The following is a 17,634-nucleotide window of genomic DNA, read 5'->3' as shown; positions in this document are numbered from 1 at the left end:
CTGGTGGGGGCCGCGGTCGTGCGGGGCGGCCCCGTACCGAGGCGGGAGGTTCAGGCCGAGGAGGTGTGGTGCGTCGGACCGTAGAGGGCCGCGTCCGCGCCGGTGAGCAGGGCCCAGTAGCGGTCGCCGTAGGACCAGTGCCACCACTCGGTGGGGTAGTTCACCAGGCCCGCGGCGGTGAGCACCGAGCCGAGCAGCTCCCGGTGGGCGCGGGCCCGGGCGCTGATGCCGGGGGCGTCGGTGTAGCAGGCGCCCGCGCTCTCCTCGGGGTCCGCGTTCATGCGGGTGCCCAGGTCCAGCTCGCGGCCGTCGGCGTCGGCCAGGGTGAGGTCGACGGCCGCGCCCGCGCTGTGCGGGGCGATCTCGGGCGGTGACACGTACCGGCTCGCGGCCGCGTGGATCCGCTCGGCGGGCCAGTCGGGGTGCAGCGCCCGCAGTTCGCCGGCGTACTCCTCGAAGTACGCGCGCTGCAGCGCGAGCGGCCGGTACCCCTCGACGAACAGCAGCCGCACCTCCGGCGGGAGCAGCGACTGGGCCTTCAGCAGGCGCTCCAGGACGCCCGCGCGCAGGTGGGCGTAGGCGTCCGCCGACCGCAGGTGGGCGAAGCCGTCCTGCGGGTCCTGCTCGCGGTCGTCGACGCGCAGGCCGCCGTCGAGCCGTACGTCCACGAGCCGGTCGCCGCACTCGGCGACGGGTATCGCGGCGACTCTCGGATCCGACATCAGAATGATCTCGCTCATCGCGCGATCATCTCTCAGGAGGGCCGGGCCCGGAAGGGACCTCGGTCCTGTCCTCGCCTCGCCCCGCCCTGTCCTCGTCCTGTCCTGTCCGTACGAAGTCAACCGCGGAGGCGTTCCCCCATCCTCGCGAGTACGAAGACCCAACGCGGACTACGGCGGCGCGACTTGGGTACCCAGGCAGCCCCTGGGTAGAGAAGCAGCCATGTCCTGCCTGCCGCAGCTGGTGACCGGTGTCGTGGTGACCCATGAGGTGTCACGCTCATGAGCCCCGCGCAAGCTGTTGCCAGAGCACGTCTCGCCGACTAAGCAGGATCATGGCGAGAAACATGCGGGTAGGATCCGCCGACACCCCGTTCGCACTCAGGAGAGGTGGACGTCATGTCTGATGCCCTCACCACACCGACCGGTCTCGAGAGTCAGTACGCCACGCAGCTGGCGGCGGACCTCGAGCGCAATGCCACCGAGCAGGAACGTATCGGTACCGAAGTGCAGTCCTTGCAGGAGCAGTTGCGTGCCCTGCAGCACGACCGGGAGTTGCTGCTGAAGATGCAGCAACTGCTGGACAACGGGGCCGTCGGCTCCGTCCGGAAGGCCGAAGCGGCCCGCGCGCGGGTCCCCGCACCCCGTGAGCCCGCGCCCCGCACCAAGCGCACCGTGCGCAAGAAGGCCGCGGCCGCCGTCAAGGCCAAGCCGCAGCCCAAGCCCAAGCCCTCCGAAGGCCCCACTCTCATCGAGCTGGTGCGGACCCACCTGGGTCAGCAGAGCGAACCGCGCTCGGCGGCCGAGGTGACGACCGCGCTCACCCAGGGCCACCCGGAGCGCACCATCAAGACGACGGTGGTGCGCACCACGTTGGAGAAGCTGGTCGCCAAGGGCCAGGCCCAGCGCACCCGGCAGAAGAACTCCGTCTTCTACAGCACGCCCGACACCACGGAGCAGGCGGAGAAGTCCGACGACGGTGCGGCAGCCGCCGAGAAGCCGGAGTCGAAGGACTGAAGTCCGGTCCACAAATGTTCTGTCCAGCGGAATGCGAGGAACGGCACGGGACGTTCTCATAGAACGTTCAAGTAGTTGGGGAGCCGGACCGGCTCCCCACCCGTGCCGCCCTCGCACCGCATGGCGGCCGCACATCGCAGAGGATCGCCAGGACATGACGAACGACGCCCGCACCATCACCAACCCCGCCACGCTCCACGACCCGACCCCCTTCGGATACAGCCACGCCGCGTCGGCGCCCGGCGAACTCGTCTTCATCGGCGGCCAGTACGCCTCCGACGCCACCGGCGCGCCGGTGCCCGGTGACTTCGCCGCCCAGGTCGAACTCGCCTTCGAGCGGCTGCGGTCGGCCCTGGAAGGGGTGGGTCTCGGCTTCGAGCACGTCGTACGGCTCGGCACGTACATCGTCGACCACGACGTCGACAAGCTCGGTGACCTCGGCAAGACGCTCCACGCCCACTTCGGGGAGCGCCTGCCCGCGCAGACGCTCAGCGGCGTCGCCTCGCTCGCGCTGCCGGGCATGCTCTTCGAAGTCGACGCGGTCGCCGTCCGTCCCACCGCATAACCGTCGCGCCGCGGCCGTCACGGACACCTGTCACAGTCACCCGTCACAGGCACCTGTCACGGCCGCTCGGCACGGTCACACCTCACGGACGACGCAGCCTCACGGCCAGGAACAGCGGCTGGTGGTGGGTCTTGTCGTACCGGCGCGGATCGACCCTCCGGGCCTCCTCCGTGGCTCTGGGCTCGACGAGCTTCTCCATCACGAAGCCCGCGCCGAGCAGTTCACCGAGGAAGACCTCGAGGGTCATCCGCCGGTACGTGAGGGTGAACCCGGCGCCGAACGGCAGCTCCACCCGGTCGTCGGTGAAGTAGGACCCGCCGAAGTACGTCCAGTCGCTGGTGGGGTGGGTCGTGGAGACCAGCAGGGTGCCACCCGGCCGCAGCACGCGCCGGATCTCCGCGAGCAGTTGCTCGCGCGCCTCGACGTGGTGGTAGACGAGCGCCATCACGGCCACGTCGAACGTCTCGTCCCGCAGGAAGGCCAGCGGCTCCTCCAGGTCGTGGTGGTGCAGCACGGCACGTTCACCGACCCGCTCCCGCGCGGCCGCAAGGAGGGTCTCGCTCCCCTCGACACCGGTGACGTGCGCGGCTCCTCTCTCCAGGAGCTCCGCGGCGTAGTGCCCGCCCCCGCATCCGAGGTCGAGGACGCGCAGTCCCCGCACGTCACCGGCCAGTTCCAGCATCGCGGGGCGATCGGTGTACGCGTTGTACGCACTGTCCGTGGCTTGCGCGGCGAACTGCTCGCCCATCTCACCGTGGTACGCGGTTTCGGCTGTCATCCCGTGATCCTCGCAGGAACGGCCGCTCACCGCCCGGCAGGGTCGGGGTGGCTCCACCACGCCATCGGGCCGTAGTGTCTGCCCGGCTCTATCGGAGGCGGTCAAGGGGGCAGTGGTGGTGCGTTGGGCACGCCTGGCAGTGGCGGGTGTGACGGTGGTCGTCGTCGCCGGGTGTGCGGCGCGGGACGCGGGTGACACCTGGCGGACGAAGGAGACGGCATCGGCGTCCGCCACGCCGTCGGCAGCCGGGGCCCGGCCGCTCTCGGCGGGGAAGCTGAGGTCCCTCCTGCTGCGGGACGCGGACGTGCCGCAGGCCGAGAGCACCACGGAGCAAGGGCCCGTGCCCCGCTACGACCCGCCGGTGAGGGTGCCGGGTCCCGGTTGCCAGGACGTGTTCGACACGCTCGTCGCGCACCACGCGTCCGCGTCCGTGATCCAGGACTTCTGGTGGCGCGGCAAGCGCTGGGGCGGCCGCACCTGGCTGGCCTCGTACGCGGACACCGGAGCCGCCGAGCGCTTCCGGAAGCTGACGCGGGGGCTCAAGGTCTGCGAGACGCTGGTGGGGCAGACCCCGGAAGGCAAGCTCAACTCCCGGATCTCCCTGGTGAAGGGCGCGGCGTTCGGCGACGAAGCGGTCACCTTCGACCTGAGCTCGACAGGACCGGACGGCACCGCGCTGGTCAACCACCACACCTTGGTGCGCGTGGGCACCCTCATCGTGGACATGAGTGACCGCGGCGCCGAGCGCCCGCCCCGCTTCCCCGCCGACGTGGTGATCCGCGAACAGCTCGACCGGCTCACGCGGGCACCGCGTTCGTGACGCGCGCCCACCACCGCACTCCCCCGCACGGTCAGGCGCGCAGGCCCATGAGCCCGTCGTAGGCGGCCATCACGACTTCCAGGCCCCGGTTGTCGTCCTCGGGCCCGCGCATCTGGTTCGTCACGTACGCCACCGCCATGCGGGCGTCGGGCTCGACCATGACCAGGGAACCGCCCCAGCCGCCCCAGCCGTAGGTGGTGCCGAACAGGCCGTAGCCCATGCCGTACCGCACCGTCGTGCCCAGGACGCGGTCCTCGCCGTGGAACTGCTCCTCCCACGCCCGGTCGCAGCCCGCCTCCGACAGCAGCCGCACGCCGCCCACCGCTCCCCCGCACGCGAGGACCGACTGCACGCGCGCGACCGAGCGGGCGTTGCCGAATCCGCTCGCGGCGGGAATCTCCGCGCGGCGCCAGGCGACGCTGTTGCCGTCGCGGACCCGGATCGCGGTCGCGGCGGAGGGGGCGGCGCCGGTGCCCGGCGCGCTCGCGGCGTAGTCCTCGTCCAGGGACGGCGGCGGCACGGTGAGGGCGACCCGGCCGTCGTGCTCGGCGGCGAGACCCAGGTGGAAGTCCGCGCCCAGCGGCCCGGCCACCTCCTCGGCGAAGAACCGTCCTGGGCCGCGGCCGGTGATCCTGCGAATGACCTCCCCGACCAGGAACCCCTGGGTGAGCGAGTGGTATCCGGCGGCGGTGCCCGGCTGCCAGCGCGGCGCCTGCGCGGCGAGACGCGCCGTGGCGGCCGACCAGTCGTAGAGCTCCTCGACCGGTCCTTCCCAGTCGGGCAGGCCCGCGGTGTGCGCGAGCAGGTGCCGGACGAGGACGGCCTCCTTGCCCGCCGCCGCGAACTCCGGCCAGTACCGGGCGACCGGCGCCCGCGGATCGAGTACGCCGCGGTCGGCCAGGATCAGGGCGCACAGCGCCGTCATCGTCTTGGTGACGGACCAGGAGTTGACGAGGGTGTCCCGCTGCCAGGGGGTCGTACGGGCCGCGTCGGTGAAGCCGCCCCAGACGTCGACGACCGGCTCGCCGTCCACGAAGACGGCTGCCGAGGCCCCCGTGTCCCCCGAGTCGAGGAGCGCCGCGAGCGCTTCGGGAACGGCGGTGAACAGATCATCATATGTGCCCTGAACTTTGGCCATGCGCGGAATCTAGCCCGCGCCACCGCACGCCGGTCAATCGGTTTTCCGGCAGTCGGTCTTCCGGCAGTCGGTCTTCCGGCGGCGCGTCCCCTCCACCGCACCTGAGCGGTCCAGTCCGGTGCCTCGCCGGTCGGGGCCACGACCCGGCCATGCCGCAGGCGCGCGCCCGCCGATCGCCGGTCCTTCTGTGAGACTGGCCCCTTCCGTTCCGCCCCTCACCAGGGCGGCGTCGAGACGAGGAGCCAGTGTGGAGCCACAGGACCGTACCCGCCCGGTGATCGCGGCGCCCGCGCACGTATGGATGCTGGTGCGGCAGCAGCCCACCGCGCTGCGCAGGTCCACGCGTGAGCTCGCCGACGCCCTCACGGAGGCCCACGGCGACCGTTTCGCGGTCTGGCACACCGACGAGCTGCTCTTCGGCGTCCAGGGCGGCCGCCTGGTGCTGCGCACCCTCGGCGGCGCGGAGCTGCCCGCTCCCGAGGTGGTGTGCGTACGCCAGGTGGCCGGTCCCATGCGCGACGACCGCGAGGTGACCCTGCTGCGGCACCTGGAGCGCATGGGCAGCACCCTGGTCAACGGCGTCGACGCCCACCTCAACAGCCGCAACAAGATCTGGCAGCTGCAGGAACTCGCCCTGGCGGGCCTTCCGGTGCCCGACACCCTCTCCTACGCCACCGCGCCGCTGGAAGGCGTCGTCCGCAGCCCCTCCGTGGAGGCGCCGTGCGTGGTGAAGTCCGTCAGCGGCTGCAAGGGCACGCAGGTGTTCCTCGCTCCCGACGGCCGGATGCTGCGTGCGGTGGCGGGCAGCCTCCAGCAGGACGTCCCGTTCCTGTTCCAGGAGCACGTGGCGCACTCCCACGGCCGTACCCTGCGCGTCATCGTGGTCGACGGCGAGCCGGTGGACGCCGTGCTGCACACCTCCGACAACGGCGGACTCACCGCCAACATCGCCAAGGGCGGCTCCGCCGCGCTGTGCCGGGGCCGCTACCCGCGCGCGGAGGAGCTCGCGGTGGCCGCGGCCCGCGCCCTGGGCCTGGACATCGCCGGGGTGGACCTGCTGTTCGCCTCCGCCGACACCTACACCATCTGCGAGGTCAACGCCGTTCCGGGCTGGCGCCCCGCGATGAAGGCCGTCGTCCCCGCCGTCACCGCCTGCGTCAACCGCCGTCTGGCAGACCGGCGAGGGGGCTCCGGGGGAAATTCGATGGACGGTCCGGTCCGGGCGCTGCGATAGTCCGGTCGTGAAGACGATCTTGCCCGCTCCCGCTCCCGTTCCGCTGCCCGACGGGCTCGTCCTGCGACAGGCACGCCCCGCGGACCTCGACCAGATCGGCGCGCTCCTGACCGGGCGGGGCGAACCGGCCGACGCCCTCGACCACCGCCTCGTGGCCGAGGACCCGGACGCCGGCTGGTCCGCCTGCGCCGTGGTCGTCGACGGCGACCGGGTCGTCTCCACCGCCACGCTCCTCGACGAGCACATCCGCGTCGGCGGCGTGCGGTTGCCCGCGGGCCAGGTCGAACTGGTCGCCACCGACAAGCAGTACGAAGGGCGCGGGCTCGTGCGGGCGCTCATGGGCTGGGCCCACGACCGCTCCGCCGCGCGGGGCCACGTCGTCCAGGCGATGATCGGGATCCCGTACTTCTACCGGCTGTTCGGCTACGAGTACGCCATCGACATCCCGCGGGCCCTGGCCGTGCGCACGCCCCCGCCCGGTGAAGGGGCGCCCGCGCTGCGCGCCGCGGGGCCCGGCGACATTCCCGCCATGGCGGCCCTCCAGGACGCGGCCCAGGAGCGGTTCGACGTGGCGATGCCCCACTCGGCCGCCTGCTGGCGGTGGCTCCTCGACCACGAGGCGAGCAACTTGTGGGTCGTCGAGCGGGACGGTGCCGTCGTCGCGGGCGGCCGCACCACGCCCCCGGACGGCGGGGTGCTCCTCGCCGAGGCCGCCGCCCGCGACGAGGCGGCGGCGCGGGAGCTGCTGCGCGGCGTCGCCGCCCTGGCCCCCGACGGTCAGGTGCGCGTCGTCGACCGGGCGGGCACGGTGACCGCCGCCGCCTGGCAGGAGTTCCTTGCGCACGAGCCGCGCGAGCAGGCCGAGCAGTACTACGTGCGCATCCCGGATGTCGCGGCGCTCCTGGACCGGCTGCGGCCGCTGCTCTGGCAGCGGCTCACCGCCGCCGGTGCGGACCCCGAAGGCCGCGACATCGTCGTGTCGACCTTCGGCGCCCACTACCGGATCCCGGTCCTGGCCGAGGGCCTGGGTGACGTCGTCACCGGCGGACCGATGCAGGGCCCCAGGGCCGTGGGCGGTGCCGGAGTGGCGCCCGACCAGCTGCCCGCCCTGCTGTTCGGCCCGCACGGGCTGAAGGGGCTGGCCCGGCTGCGGCCCGACGTGTACGCCGCGCGGGAGGAGCTGTTCCACGCGCTCTTCCCGCCGCTGACCGCGGACGTGCTCAGCTACTACCTGCCGTACTGAGGGCGATGCGTCAGCGGGCCGCCCGCCACAGGAAGATGTCGGCCTTGCCGTTCGTGTCGCCCGGGACGACGTCCGCGTCGGGGCTGTCGAAGACGAGCCGGTGCTGCCCCGCGAGAGCGCCGGGAACGGCCCTGGCGTTGTCGTGGACGACGGTCTCGTGGCCGCTCGGGACGTGGCGCAGACGGAGTTCGGAGTACGCCACGGGGTCATTGCTCTGATAGAGCACCTGGTGGCCGTTGTGGCTGAGGGCGTCGATCCTCTTGCCGGGCAGTCGTGTGGTCGTGCCCGTGGGTACGTCGCGGACGTAGGCGCCGTCCGCCGTGTTGATGGCGACGGTGCGGCCGTTGCCGCTGAGCTGGACGAGTTCGCTCGACCCGCTGTCGTCGACGCGGACCCGGGTGTGCTGGTCGCGGTCGTGGCGCCAGACCTCGCCGGTGCCCGCGTCGCGGTAGGCGACGTAGCGGCCGTCGGCGCTGATGGACGGGTCCCGCATGTCGCGGGTGGAGACCGGCGGGCCCTCGCTCACGGTCTCGTAGGTGCCGCTGACGCGGTCGTAGACGTCGACGCGGGACGGGATCGAGGGGTGGTCGGGCTGCTGGGTGAAGGCGATGTAGCGGCCGTCGGCGCTCATGGTGGCGCTGTCGGACCCGGCCTTGGACGGGCCGCTGCTGACGATCTCCGTCTGCCCGGTCTCCAGGTCGACGAGCTTGACCTTGACGGTGTGGCTGCCCCAGCCGAGGTAGGTGACGTACCGCCCGTCGTCGCTGACGGCGGGGTCCTGCAGGGATTCCCGGATCCGCTTGATCTCGCCGGTCGTGTTGTCACGCAGGTGCACGGCGCCGGGCGGGCGGGGCGCGGGTTCCTGGGTGAGGTTGGTGGCGGCGCTGTGGAAGAGGGTGAAGGCGCCGTTGCGCGACAGGGTGGCGTGGGTCGAGCCGTTGTCGGCCTCGGCGCCGTCGGCGGCGACGGACACGCGCGTCACGCCCGGCGCGGCCGCCTGGGCGGTCGCGGGCAGGGCGGTGAAGGTGACGGTGCCGATCGCGGTGACCGCGACGGCTGCCGTACGGATGCGTAACGCGCGGACGGCGGACGAGTGCACGCTTCCAGCCAAGGACATGTTCCCCCCAGAGCGTGTTCCCCCCGGCCCGGTGCCGAGGGCCTTCGGGGATCCAAGCGCACCCCCCGTCAGGGGTCAATCGGAAGGGAAGGCAGAAGGGAAGGCGGCTGACGCGGCCTCAGTTTCTGCGGGACGGGGTGATGGCCTGGCCCAGGCTCGTGGACAGCATGCGGGCGGCGCGCTGGGCGGCTTCGATGGTGGTGCCCAGGCGGCGGGTGTCCACCACGGCCACCCCGACGGCGGCGACGACCTCGCCCGAGGGGGCGTGCACCGGCACCGCCAGACAGGAGCGCTCGCCCTCCCACTCGTACTGGTGGACGTCCGCGCCCCGGTCGCGCGCCCTGCGCAGCCGACGGGACCACTGGGCCGTGGAGTGACCGTGGGGCGGCGCGGCCGGGGGCTCCGTCGCGGCGAAGACCACGTCGGCCGCGCTGTCGGGCGGCAGGGTCTGACCCGACAGATGGGGGAAGAACTCCCGGGCGGCCGCGGGTATCCCGGTCACCACCGTCATCTGTCCGGCGTGCGGGACGGTCACGCAGACCGTCGCCCGGGTCGCCGAGGCCAGCTGCCGCAGCGGCAGCACCGCGCTCCTCTCCAGGGCGCGGTGGGTGTTCCAGGACCGCCCCAGGCGGGCGACCGTCGCGCCGATGCGGTAGCGGCTGCCGTGCCGCTCCACCGCGCCCAGGGCGGTGAGCTGGTCGAGCAGCCGGTGCACGGTGGTCTTGGGCAGCCCGGTGGCATGGGCGAGGCCGGTCAGTCCGGCCTCGCCCGCCCGGGCGAGCTCCTCCAGGAGCAAGAACGCGCCCTCCAGCACCCCGCGCCCGGACGGCGGCTCGGCGTGGCCGCCGTCCCGGGGCGGTGTCGGCCCCTGATCCATGGTTCCCCCTCGTGGCCGCCGAGGCGTTCAGCGGCCTGTCGTCCGCTCCGCCGACACCCTAGGCGCGCTCACGGCGGCGCCGGAGGAGCCGACGGGCCTGCTTCATCCCGATCCGGCCACGGGGCGTATGCCCTACGGTCTTGCCATGGTGCCGAGCGAGGGGCCCGCTGCCGACCGCCGTTCCCGGAGCGGCGGTGGCGGGGCCGGGGGTGGAGGCGGAGCGGTGGTCGAGGAAGAAGACGTGGTCGCTGTGGTGATGGCGGCCGCGCGCCTGGTGATGGGCATGTCGGCGCGGGCGCTGGCCGAGGTGGACGAGTCGCTGTCCCTTGCGCAGCTGCGGACGATGGTCGCCCTGGAGGGGTGCGGCCCGGTCAAACTGGCCGAACTGGCCGAGGTGCTGGGGGTGAACGCGTCGACGGCGCTGCGTGCGGTGGTACGGCTCGAAGCGGTCGGTCTCGTGGACCGCCGGGCCAACCCCGACAGCCGACGCGAGGTGATCCTCACGCTGACCCCGTCGGGCGCGACCCTGGTGACGCGCGTGCTGCGGCACCGGCGCGGGGAAGTGGCCAGACTCGTCGAGGCGGTGCCCGCCGAGGCGCGGTCCGGCCTGGTGACGGGGTTGCGGGCCCTGCTGGAGGTGGCGGGCGACCGCTCCATCCATGTGCCCGAGGCCGCCGAGGAGTTCCGGCGAGTGGCTCCCTGACGTACCCGCGCACCGGCGCGCGGGCGGGCCGCCGCAGGTTCACGGGCGGACGGGACGGCGCGCCGCCACGGCGTGCCCCTGGACCGTCAGCCACACCGCCGCCGCGACCCACGCCAGGAGGTGCACGGCGACGCTCGGCGCGTGGGGCGTCAGCGTGGTGGTGACGCGCGCCGTCGCGGTGGCGTACATGCCGACGGGGAAGACGACGCACCACAGGGCGGGCTCGTACGTCAGCGGGACGCGGTGGCGCAGATGCCGCCAGCAGCCGACGGCGAGCAGGGGCGGTATCAACGCGGTCGCCCAGCTCCAGAGGACGATCACGGCGAGGCCGAGCGGGCCGCGCAGCGCGTGCGGCAGGAGGCCTGCGTGGTCGTGGAGTTGGGTGCCCGCGAGCGTGCTGATGGCCACGGCCCCCATCGCGATCCAGTACGCGGGAGTGCAGCGCGCCGGTCGCGGCGGCCGCCGCAGCAGTCTGCGGCCGAGCACGGCGGCGGTGATCACGTACAGCAGGACCCCGCCCCACCACAGGCCGAGCGCGAGGAGCAGGAGCGGGCGGCGCGGCGGCAGGCTGGTCAGGCAGAGGGCCAGCGACTGGAGGCCGACGGTGGCCAGGAACCAGGTGCCGTCGGCCTCCCGCGCGGCCGCCCGCGGCAGGCGGGTGAGACAGCGGGCGAGCACCGCCCATGCCACGCCCGCCAGGGTGAGCAGGACGTACGCGACGCCGCGTGCGGGTCCGTGGCTGAGGCGGGTGGCGAGGACGCCGGAGGCCGCGACGAAGGTGAAGTGCCCGAACACGCGGGCGGGGTCGGCGAGTTCGGCCCCGAGGGCGGCCGGGTGGCCCACGGCCTTCACCCCGACGGCCGTCAGGAGGCACGCGTAGAGCGCGCAGGCGAGGGCGAAGAGCAGCGTGAAGGCCGTGCGGACACCGGCTTCGTCCAGGGCCCGGGACACGATGCCGGTCGCGGAGCCGGAGCCGGTGTCTCACCGGCGGGCGGCGGCGTCCCGTACCGGCGGCGGGACCACCGGGGCGGAGCGGTTCACCGGGACGTGCCGGGCGCCCCGGGAGCGGTAGACGATGTACGGGCGGGCCAGATAGCCGATCGGTGCGGTGAAGGCGTGGACGAGGCGGCTGAACGGCCACAGGGCGAACAGCGCCATGCCGAGCAGCGTGTGCGTCTGGTAGACGAGCGGGGCGTGGGACATGGCCGGCACGTCGGGGTCCAGGGCGAACAGGGAGCGGAACCACAGGGAGACGCCGAGCCGGTAGTCGTAGTGGTGGTGCGGGGTGGTGCTCGCGGTCGCGGCGAGCCCGGCCAGGATCACCGCGGCGAGGAGCGGGTAGACGGCGTGGTCGCTGCGGCTTGTGGCGCCGCGGACGGCGGGCACGCGCAGGCGGCGGTGGAGCAGGATCGCGAGCCCGGCGAGGGTGGCGAGGCCCGCGACGCCGCCGACGAGCAGGGCGTTGGCGTGGTAGAGCCACTCGTGCACGTGGACGCGTTCGGTGAAGGCCTCGGGGATCAGGAGCCCGATGAGGTGTCCGGCGACGACGAAGAGCAGGCCGTAGTGGAACAGCGGGCCGCCGATGCTCAGCAGCCGGTTCTCGTGCAGTTGGCTGGAGCGGGTGGTGAAGCCGAACCGGTCGTAGCGGTAGCGCCACGCGGTGCCGGTCACCATGAAGGCCAGGACGAGGTAGGGCAGCACGCCCCACAAGGCGGTGTGCAGGTGGTTCACGGGACGGGCTCCTCCTCGTGCGGGTGCGGAACGGCTCGTTGCGGAAACGGCAGGAGTCCGACTGTCTCGGTGGGCGGGCCGGTGCGGGCCAGGCGCAGGGCGGCTGCGCGGTCGGTGGGCGAGGCGCCGGGCAGGGTGCGGCAGATGGCTTCCAGGACGTCGGTGTACAGGCTGCGGTGGTCCCGGAGCGCGAGCCGCAGGAGTTCGACGGCGGCGCGGTGCTCCACCAGGGCGGCGCGGCCGGGTTCGGGGCGGCGGGCGGCGAACTCCAGGGCCAGGGGCAGGAAGTCGGGCAGTTCGTCGGCGGGCGGCCGCAGGCCGTGCGCGCGGTACAGCTCCTGCCAGCGCAGCAGGGACTGCCCGCGGCGGCGCGTGTCGCCGTCGGTGTAGTACGTCAGGTGCAGGGTGCGCCGGCGGCTGCGGTCGAAGGTGGCGACGTAGCGCGCGGACAGGTCGAGCACGGGGGTCTCGGCGACGGCCGCGCAGAACCGCAGCAGCGGCTCCGCGCGGGTGCCGGGGGCGGCGGCGAGGGCGTCGGTGACCGTGCGGAGCCGCTGCGGCCAGTCCGCGTCCGGGTGCAGCAGGAGCAGGGACGCCGCCTGGTGGACGAGGGGGATGTCGCTCATGCCTGGTGTCCGTCGCTCTCCGGGAAGAGGCCCGCGGGCCGTCCCCGCCCGTCCCAGTCGAGGAGGTTGACGCGGCCGCGCAGCGAGGTCCCGGCGTGTTCGGGCTCGGGCCGCGCGGTGCCGGGCAACGGGGTGTGGAAGGCGTCGGCGTCGTACATGCCGGGTCCGTGGTCGTGGTCGAGGCTGCAGCCGTCGGGCTCGTCGCCGGTGGCGGTGGTGTGGTAGCCGGTGGGGATGACGTAGCGCTCGTCGTACTTGGCGAGGGCGAGGAGGCGGTACATGGCCTCGATCTCCCCGGTGTCCATGCCGACGGCGCGGGAGATGCGGGCATCCAACCCTGCCGGGTCGAGCGGGCGATGAGGTCCGCGGTGTGCAGTCCGCTCAGCGTGCCCGCGCCGGTCGGCGACGCGAGGGTGTCCGCGGTGGTCCTGTCGTAGCGCCACTGGTCGGTGTGCAGGTACCAGTACGGCGTCCCGGCCATCTGCCGCGAGGGGCGGACCCAGTCGGAGCCGGTCGCCAGCTGCTGCCAGCCGGCGTAGGGGCGGACCTTCTCCTGCCCCACGTAGTGCGCCCAGCCGCCGCCGTTGACGCCCTGGCAGCCGGTGAGCAGCAGCAGCGTGAGGAAGGAGCGGTAGATGGTGTCGGAGTGGAACCAGTGGTTGGTCCCGGCCCCCATCACGATCATGCAGCGGCCCCGGGTCTGCTCCGCGGTGCGGGCGAACTCCCGGGCGGCGCGCACCACCGCGCCCGCGGACACCGAGGTGATGGCTTCCTGCCAGGCGGGGGTGCAGGGCGCCGAAGCGTCCTCGTACGGGACGGGCCGCTGTCCGTCGAGCGCCTCGCGCGCCACGCCGTACTGGGCGAGGAGCAGGTCGAACACCGTGGTCACCAGGCGGCCGCCGACGCGGGTCGTCGGCACCGTACGGCTCACGGTCCCGCCCTCTCCTCCCGCTCCGCCCGCTCCGTCGAAGCGGGGCAGGGCCACCGTCGCGGTCCCGGCGTCCGTGTGCCCCAGCAGGCTCAGGAGGGGGTCGAGGTCACCGAGGTCGAGGTTCCAGCGGCCCGCGCCGCCCTTGTCCCAGCGGTCGCCGAGGGTGCCGTTGGGCACCACGGTCGCGCCCGACGCCGCGTCGACGAACACCGGCATCCAGCACCGCGCGTCCGCCTGTGCCTCCCGCGCCAGGTCCGCGTCGACGGCGGTGACGAAGGGGCCCGGAGCGTACGTTCCCCCCTCCCGCTCGTCGAGGGCGACGAGGAACGGCAGGTCGGTGAAGCGTTTGACGTAGTCGGTGAAGTACGGGACCCGCCGGTCGACGAAGCACTCGCGCAGGATCACGTGGCCCATCGCCATGGCGAGCGCGCCGTCGGTCCCGGGGTGCGGGTGCAGCCACTCGTCGGCGAACTTCGTCGCGTCGGCGTAGTCCGGCGACACGACGACGACCTTCTGGCCGCGGTAGCGGGCCTCGGCCATCCAGTGGGCGTCCGGGGTGCGGGTCACCGGCACGTTGGAACCCCACAGCATCAGGTACGCGGCGTCCCACCAGTCCCCTGACTCGGGCACGTCCGTCTGGTCGCCGAAGACCTGGGGCGAGGCGACGGGCAGGTCCGCGTACCAGTCGTAGAAGGACAGCATGGGCGCGCCGATCAGCGCGTGGAAGCGGGCGCCGACGGCGTGCGATGCCATCGACATCGCCGGGATCGGCGAGAACCCGGCGATCCGGTCGGGGCCGTACTCGCCGAGGGTGTGCACGTACGCGGCCGCCGCGATCTCCAGGGCCTCCTGCCAGCTGACGCGCACCAGGCCGCCGTGGCCGCGCGCCGTCTGGTAGCGGCGCCGCCGCTCCGGGTCGCCGGTGATCTCCGCCCAGGCCGCGACGGGGTCGCCGAGCCTCCGCTTGGCGGACCGGAACATCTCCACGAGGACGCCGCGGGCCAGCGGGTACCGCACGCGCGTGGGCGAGTAGGTGTACCAGGAGAAGGAGGCCCCGCGCGGGCAGCCCCGCGGTTCGTAGTCCGGCCGGTCGGGTCCCGTGGAGGGGTAGTCCGTGGCCTGGGTCTCCCAGGTGATCAGGCCGTCCTTGACGTACACCTGCCACGAACACGAGCCCGTGCAGTTCACCCCGTGGGTGGAGCGCACCACCTTGTCGTGCGCCCAACGCTCCCGGTAAGGCTGGTCGTTGACCGTCTGGCCGGACCGGAAGACCGCCCGGCCCTCTGGTGTCGTGGGCGCGTTCTGAAGTAATCGGCCGATCTCGAGCAGCCGCTCGGCGGCGTCCGCCGCGGCGCGCCGCGCCTTCGCCCTGCCTCGTCCCATGCCCATGTCGCGGGCTCCCCTCGGGCATCGCGGTGCCGACGCGCGGTGGTGGTCACGTCGGCACACGCCTCATCGATCGAGGGTCAGCGTGCTCCTGCCCGGGCTGTGGTGTGGACCATTTTTCGGCCAGTTGGTTGTACTTAGAACTTATTTTTCTTGCTCTTTGCAATGGTCCATCGCACGGCCGCTCGCCCGTCCCCCGTACGTCCGGACGGGCCAGGTGGCGGCGGCCTCCGGGCTCCGGCCACGGCCCTGATCGTTTCCGCCCGTGACCTGCCGTAAGGTACTGACGCCCCACCGCAAGACGCACGAACACGGAGCAAGTACGCGTGTCACCCTCCCTCCAGCCGGTCCTGGACCGCATCGCCGACGAGATCAAGGGCCTGCCGGGCCGCGGCCGCCCGGCCGACTACATCCCGGCCCTCGCCTCGGCCGACCCCCGGCGCTTCGGGATGGCGGTCGCCGAGCTCGACGGCACGGTGTACGGCGTCGGGGACTGGCAGGAGCCCTTCTCCACCCAGTCCATCACCAAGGTCTTCACGCTCGCCCTCGATCTGAGCCTGGAGGGCGAGCTGCTGTGGGAGCACGTGGGCCGGGAGCCATCGGGCAATCCGTTCAACTCGCTGGTGCAGCTGGAGTACGAGCACGGCATCCCGCGCAACCCCTTCATCAACGCGGGCGCCCTCGTCGTCACCGACCGGCTGCAGAGCCTGACCGGTGACGCGGCCGGGGTGCTCCTCGACTTCCTGCGCGCCGAGTCCGGGAACGACCGCCTCACCTTCGACGAGCACGTCGCCGACAGCGAGACCGAGCACGGCGACCGCAACGCCGCCCTGGCCCACTTCATGGCGTCGTACGGCAACATCGCCAACGCCGTCCCCGAGCTCCTCGCCCAGTACTTCCGCCAGTGCTCCGTCGAGGCGTCCTGCGCCGACCTCGCCCTGGCCGCCGGATTCCTCGCCCGGCACGGCATACGGGCGGACGGCTCCACGCTGCTCACCCGCAGCCAGGCCAAGCAGGTCAACGCGGTCATGCTGACCTGCGGCACGTACGACGCCGCGGGCGACTTCGCCCACCGCGTGGGCCTGCCCGGCAAGAGCGGCGTGGGCGGCGGCATCATCGCCGTCGTGCCCGGCCGCTGCACCCTGTGCGTGTGGAGCCCCGGCCTCGACCAGCGCGGCAACTCGGTGGCGGGCGTCGCCGCGCTCGACCGCTTCACCACGCTCACCGGGCTGTCCGTCTTCTGAGGCTCAGCGGGCGCCGGGGCTTCGGCGGCTGCCGGGGCTCACCGCCCGCCGGGCGGCGCCCCGCGGTCGGCGCCCGTCAGGCGCAGCTGGACCTGCACCTCCTGGTCGCCCGACGCGGTGCCCTCCGCCGCGGCACTGAAGGCGCCCTCCAGCACCGTGCGCAGGCGGCCGACCGCCGCCGGGCCGCCCTGCAGATCGGCGGTCACGGCGCCCGAGAGGAGCACTCCCGGCACCGGGCCCGGGGCCCGCGACGCCAGGAAGGAGCCCGTCCACACGGCGGGCCGGGTCGCCTCGGTCTGCCGTGGCGCGTCGCCCTCGCGGTCGCCACGGAAGTGTGTGCACAGGGCGCCGAAGACCGCGTCCGCGTCGGCGGCCGAGCAGTCGCTGAGCACCACCTGCACCAGGTCGGGGGACGAGTCCTGCTCCTGCGGGCCCGGGGTGTCGTTCATGCTGTTCTCCAGTGGGGTCGCGGATGGCTGATGCGGCGTCACAGGTCGCGCAGTACGGGCAGCAGCTCCTTCTCCGCCCAGTCGATGAACGGCAGCTGGTGGTCGCCGCCCACCTGGACGAGAGCGATCTCGGTGAAGCCCGCATCGGCGTAGGGGCGTACGGCGTCGACGAACGTGTCGACGTCGGAGCCGCACGGGATCTGTCGCGCGACGTCCTGCGGGGTGACGTACTGGGTGGCTCCGGCGAAGCCGGACGGACCGGGCAGTTCGGAGTTGACCGGCCAGCCGCCCACGCTCCAGCGGAACTGCTCGTGGGCGCGGGCGACGGCCGCGTCCTCGTCGGTGTCGAAGCAGACGGGCAGCTGGCCGACGCGGGGCTTGCCGCGGCCGCCGTGCCGGTCGAAGGCTTCGAGCAGCCCGGACTTCGCCTCGGTGGCGATGACCAGGTCGGCGTGGCGGCCGGCCAGGGCGCACGAGCTCTCGCCGGAGACGGCCACGCCGATGGGCGGCAGCTCGTCCGGCACGTCCCACAGCCGGGCGTTCGCCACGTCGAAGTGGGTGCCCTGGTGGTTCACGTTGTCCCCCGTGAAGAGCGCCCTGATGATCCCGACGGCCTCTTCGAGCATCTCCAGACGGACCTCGGGGGCGGGCCAGCCGCCGCCGACCACGTGCTCGTTGAGGTTCTCCCCGCTGCCGAGGCCGAGCCGGAAGCGCCCCTCGGAGAGCAGCTGCATCGTGGCGGCCTTCTGTGCCACCACGGCGGGGTGGTAGCGGAACGTCGGACAGGTCACGTACGTCATGAGCGGGATCCGCGAGGTCGCCTGTGCGGCGGCGCCGAGCACGCTCCACGCGTACGGCGCGTGTCCCTGCTCCGCCAGCCACGGGAAGGAGTGGTCGGAGGTCACCGAGAAGTCGAACCCCGCGCCCTCCGCGGCGACCAGATGCTCGACGAGGGAGCGCGGTCCCGCTTGTTCGGTCATCATCGTGTAGCCGATTCGTACCATAATCTACGCTTTCGCCTTACTGGCCCGGCTGAAACCTGTGGGCACGGACGGC

The 17,634-nt window shown here is 73.2% G+C and carries 18 protein-coding genes and 1 pseudogene; 7 read left to right on the top strand and 12 right to left on the bottom strand.

The annotated features are described in order from the left end of the window. Positions 1–50: 50 nt before the first annotated feature. Entirely contained in the window at positions 51–740 is a 690-nt protein-coding gene (locus IG74_RS0108170; RefSeq protein WP_030672005.1) for a M15 family metallopeptidase, read from the bottom strand. Positions 741–1,118: 378 nt separating this feature from the next. Between IG74_RS0108170 and IG74_RS0108165 the strand changes: the two genes are divergently transcribed. Both IG74_RS0108165 and IG74_RS0108160 read left to right on the top strand, forming a co-directional pair. After that, a complete protein-coding gene (locus IG74_RS0108165; protein WP_030672004.1) occupies positions 1,119–1,736 on the top strand; it encodes a hypothetical protein in 618 nt (205 codons plus the stop codon). A 154-nt stretch (positions 1,737–1,890) separates the two neighbouring features. Continuing rightward, positions 1,891–2,301 (top strand): RidA family protein, encoded by a 411-nt coding sequence (locus IG74_RS0108160; RefSeq protein ID WP_030672003.1) that lies wholly within the window; start codon positions 1,891–1,893, stop codon positions 2,299–2,301. 82 nt (positions 2,302–2,383) lie between these two features. On the opposite strand, the gene IG74_RS0108155 is transcribed toward IG74_RS0108160, so the two are convergent. After that, positions 2,384–3,079, bottom strand: a complete 696-nt coding sequence (locus IG74_RS0108155) for a class I SAM-dependent methyltransferase (RefSeq protein ID WP_030672002.1) — start codon at positions 3,077–3,079, stop codon at positions 2,384–2,386. A 118-nt stretch (positions 3,080–3,197) separates the two neighbouring features. On the opposite strand from IG74_RS0108155, the gene IG74_RS0108145 reads away from it, so the two are divergent. After that, on the top strand, positions 3,198–3,899 hold the full coding sequence (locus IG74_RS0108145; RefSeq protein WP_158857523.1) for a hypothetical protein: 702 nt from the start codon (positions 3,198–3,200) through the stop codon (positions 3,897–3,899). A gap of 31 nt (positions 3,900–3,930) precedes the next feature. Here IG74_RS0108145 and IG74_RS0108140 read toward each other — a convergent pair whose 3' ends face one another. Beyond that, complete coding sequence (locus tag IG74_RS0108140) at positions 3,931–5,037, bottom strand: EstA family serine hydrolase (protein ID WP_030671998.1); 1,107 nt, start codon at positions 5,035–5,037, stop codon at positions 3,931–3,933. A 247-nt stretch (positions 5,038–5,284) separates the two neighbouring features. Between IG74_RS0108140 and IG74_RS0108135 the strand changes: the two genes are divergently transcribed. Next, positions 5,285–6,271: a RimK family alpha-L-glutamate ligase gene (locus tag IG74_RS0108135; protein WP_234334270.1), complete on the top strand. Its 987-nt coding sequence runs from the start codon at positions 5,285–5,287 to the stop codon at positions 6,269–6,271. A gap of 7 nt (positions 6,272–6,278) precedes the next feature. Beyond that, positions 6,279–7,514, top strand: coding sequence for a GNAT family N-acetyltransferase (locus IG74_RS0108130; RefSeq protein WP_199818799.1), 1,236 nt, complete (start codon positions 6,279–6,281; stop codon positions 7,512–7,514). Positions 7,515–7,524: 10 nt separating this feature from the next. Here the strand turns inward: IG74_RS0108130 and IG74_RS0108125 are convergent, their stop codons facing one another. After that, positions 7,525–8,613 carry a hypothetical protein gene (locus IG74_RS0108125; protein WP_051854690.1) on the bottom strand — a complete coding sequence of 363 codons (1,089 nt, stop codon included), beginning with the start codon at positions 8,611–8,613 and terminating at the stop codon, positions 7,525–7,527. 136 nt (positions 8,614–8,749) lie between these two features. Beyond that, a complete protein-coding gene (locus IG74_RS0108120; RefSeq protein WP_030671988.1) occupies positions 8,750–9,508 on the bottom strand; it encodes a helix-turn-helix domain-containing protein in 759 nt (252 codons plus the stop codon). 223 nt (positions 9,509–9,731) lie between these two features. Between IG74_RS0108120 and IG74_RS0108115 the strand changes: the two genes are divergently transcribed. Next, on the top strand, positions 9,732–10,211 hold the full coding sequence (locus IG74_RS0108115) for a MarR family winged helix-turn-helix transcriptional regulator (RefSeq protein WP_234334269.1): 480 nt from the start codon (positions 9,732–9,734) through the stop codon (positions 10,209–10,211). Between the two features lie 39 nt (positions 10,212–10,250). Here IG74_RS0108115 and IG74_RS45670 read toward each other — a convergent pair whose 3' ends face one another. The 5 genes and pseudogenes from IG74_RS45670 to IG74_RS49240 all read right to left on the bottom strand — a co-directional run. After that, positions 10,251–11,162, bottom strand: a complete 912-nt coding sequence (locus IG74_RS45670) for a tellurite resistance/C4-dicarboxylate transporter family protein (RefSeq protein ID WP_051854689.1) — start codon at positions 11,160–11,162, stop codon at positions 10,251–10,253. 30 nt (positions 11,163–11,192) lie between these two features. Further along, positions 11,193–11,942, bottom strand: coding sequence for a respiratory nitrate reductase subunit gamma (gene narI / locus IG74_RS0108105; RefSeq protein WP_078868664.1), 750 nt, complete (start codon positions 11,940–11,942; stop codon positions 11,193–11,195). Then, complete coding sequence (narJ, locus tag IG74_RS0108100; protein ID WP_037824777.1) at positions 11,939–12,568, bottom strand: nitrate reductase molybdenum cofactor assembly chaperone; 630 nt, start codon at positions 12,566–12,568, stop codon at positions 11,939–11,941. The genes narI and narJ overlap by 4 nt, the downstream gene beginning before the upstream one ends. Further along, positions 12,565–12,903 (bottom strand): hypothetical protein, encoded by a 339-nt coding sequence (locus IG74_RS0108095; RefSeq protein WP_030671972.1) that lies wholly within the window; start codon positions 12,901–12,903, stop codon positions 12,565–12,567. The genes narJ and IG74_RS0108095 overlap by 4 nt, the downstream gene beginning before the upstream one ends. Further along, positions 12,885–14,882 (bottom strand): annotated as a pseudogene (locus IG74_RS49240) (molybdopterin-dependent oxidoreductase); the annotation flags it as partial. The pseudogene IG74_RS49240 and the gene IG74_RS0108095, both read right to left, overlap by 19 nt. 329 nt (positions 14,883–15,211) lie before the next feature. On the opposite strand from IG74_RS49240, the gene IG74_RS0108070 reads away from it, so the two are divergent. Next, positions 15,212–16,129, top strand: coding sequence for a glutaminase (locus tag IG74_RS0108070; protein ID WP_030671963.1), 918 nt, complete (start codon positions 15,212–15,214; stop codon positions 16,127–16,129). Between the two features lie 38 nt (positions 16,130–16,167). Here IG74_RS0108070 and IG74_RS0108065 read toward each other — a convergent pair whose 3' ends face one another. Together IG74_RS0108065 and IG74_RS0108060 are read right to left on the bottom strand one after the other, a co-directional pair. Further along, on the bottom strand, positions 16,168–16,578 hold the full coding sequence (locus IG74_RS0108065) for a hypothetical protein (RefSeq protein WP_030671961.1): 411 nt from the start codon (positions 16,576–16,578) through the stop codon (positions 16,168–16,170). A 38-nt stretch (positions 16,579–16,616) separates the two neighbouring features. Continuing rightward, positions 16,617–17,582 (bottom strand): LLM class F420-dependent oxidoreductase, encoded by a 966-nt coding sequence (locus IG74_RS0108060; protein ID WP_030671958.1) that lies wholly within the window; start codon positions 17,580–17,582, stop codon positions 16,617–16,619. Positions 17,583–17,634: the final 52 nt, after the last annotated feature.

This window comes from Streptomyces sp. NRRL B-1347 (genome assembly GCF_000720325.1).
Taxonomy (GTDB): Bacteria; Actinomycetota; Actinomycetes; order Streptomycetales; family Streptomycetaceae; genus Streptomyces.
Note: the sequence above shows the minus strand (reverse complement) of the source record. Positions and strands in the feature narration are given on the sequence as shown.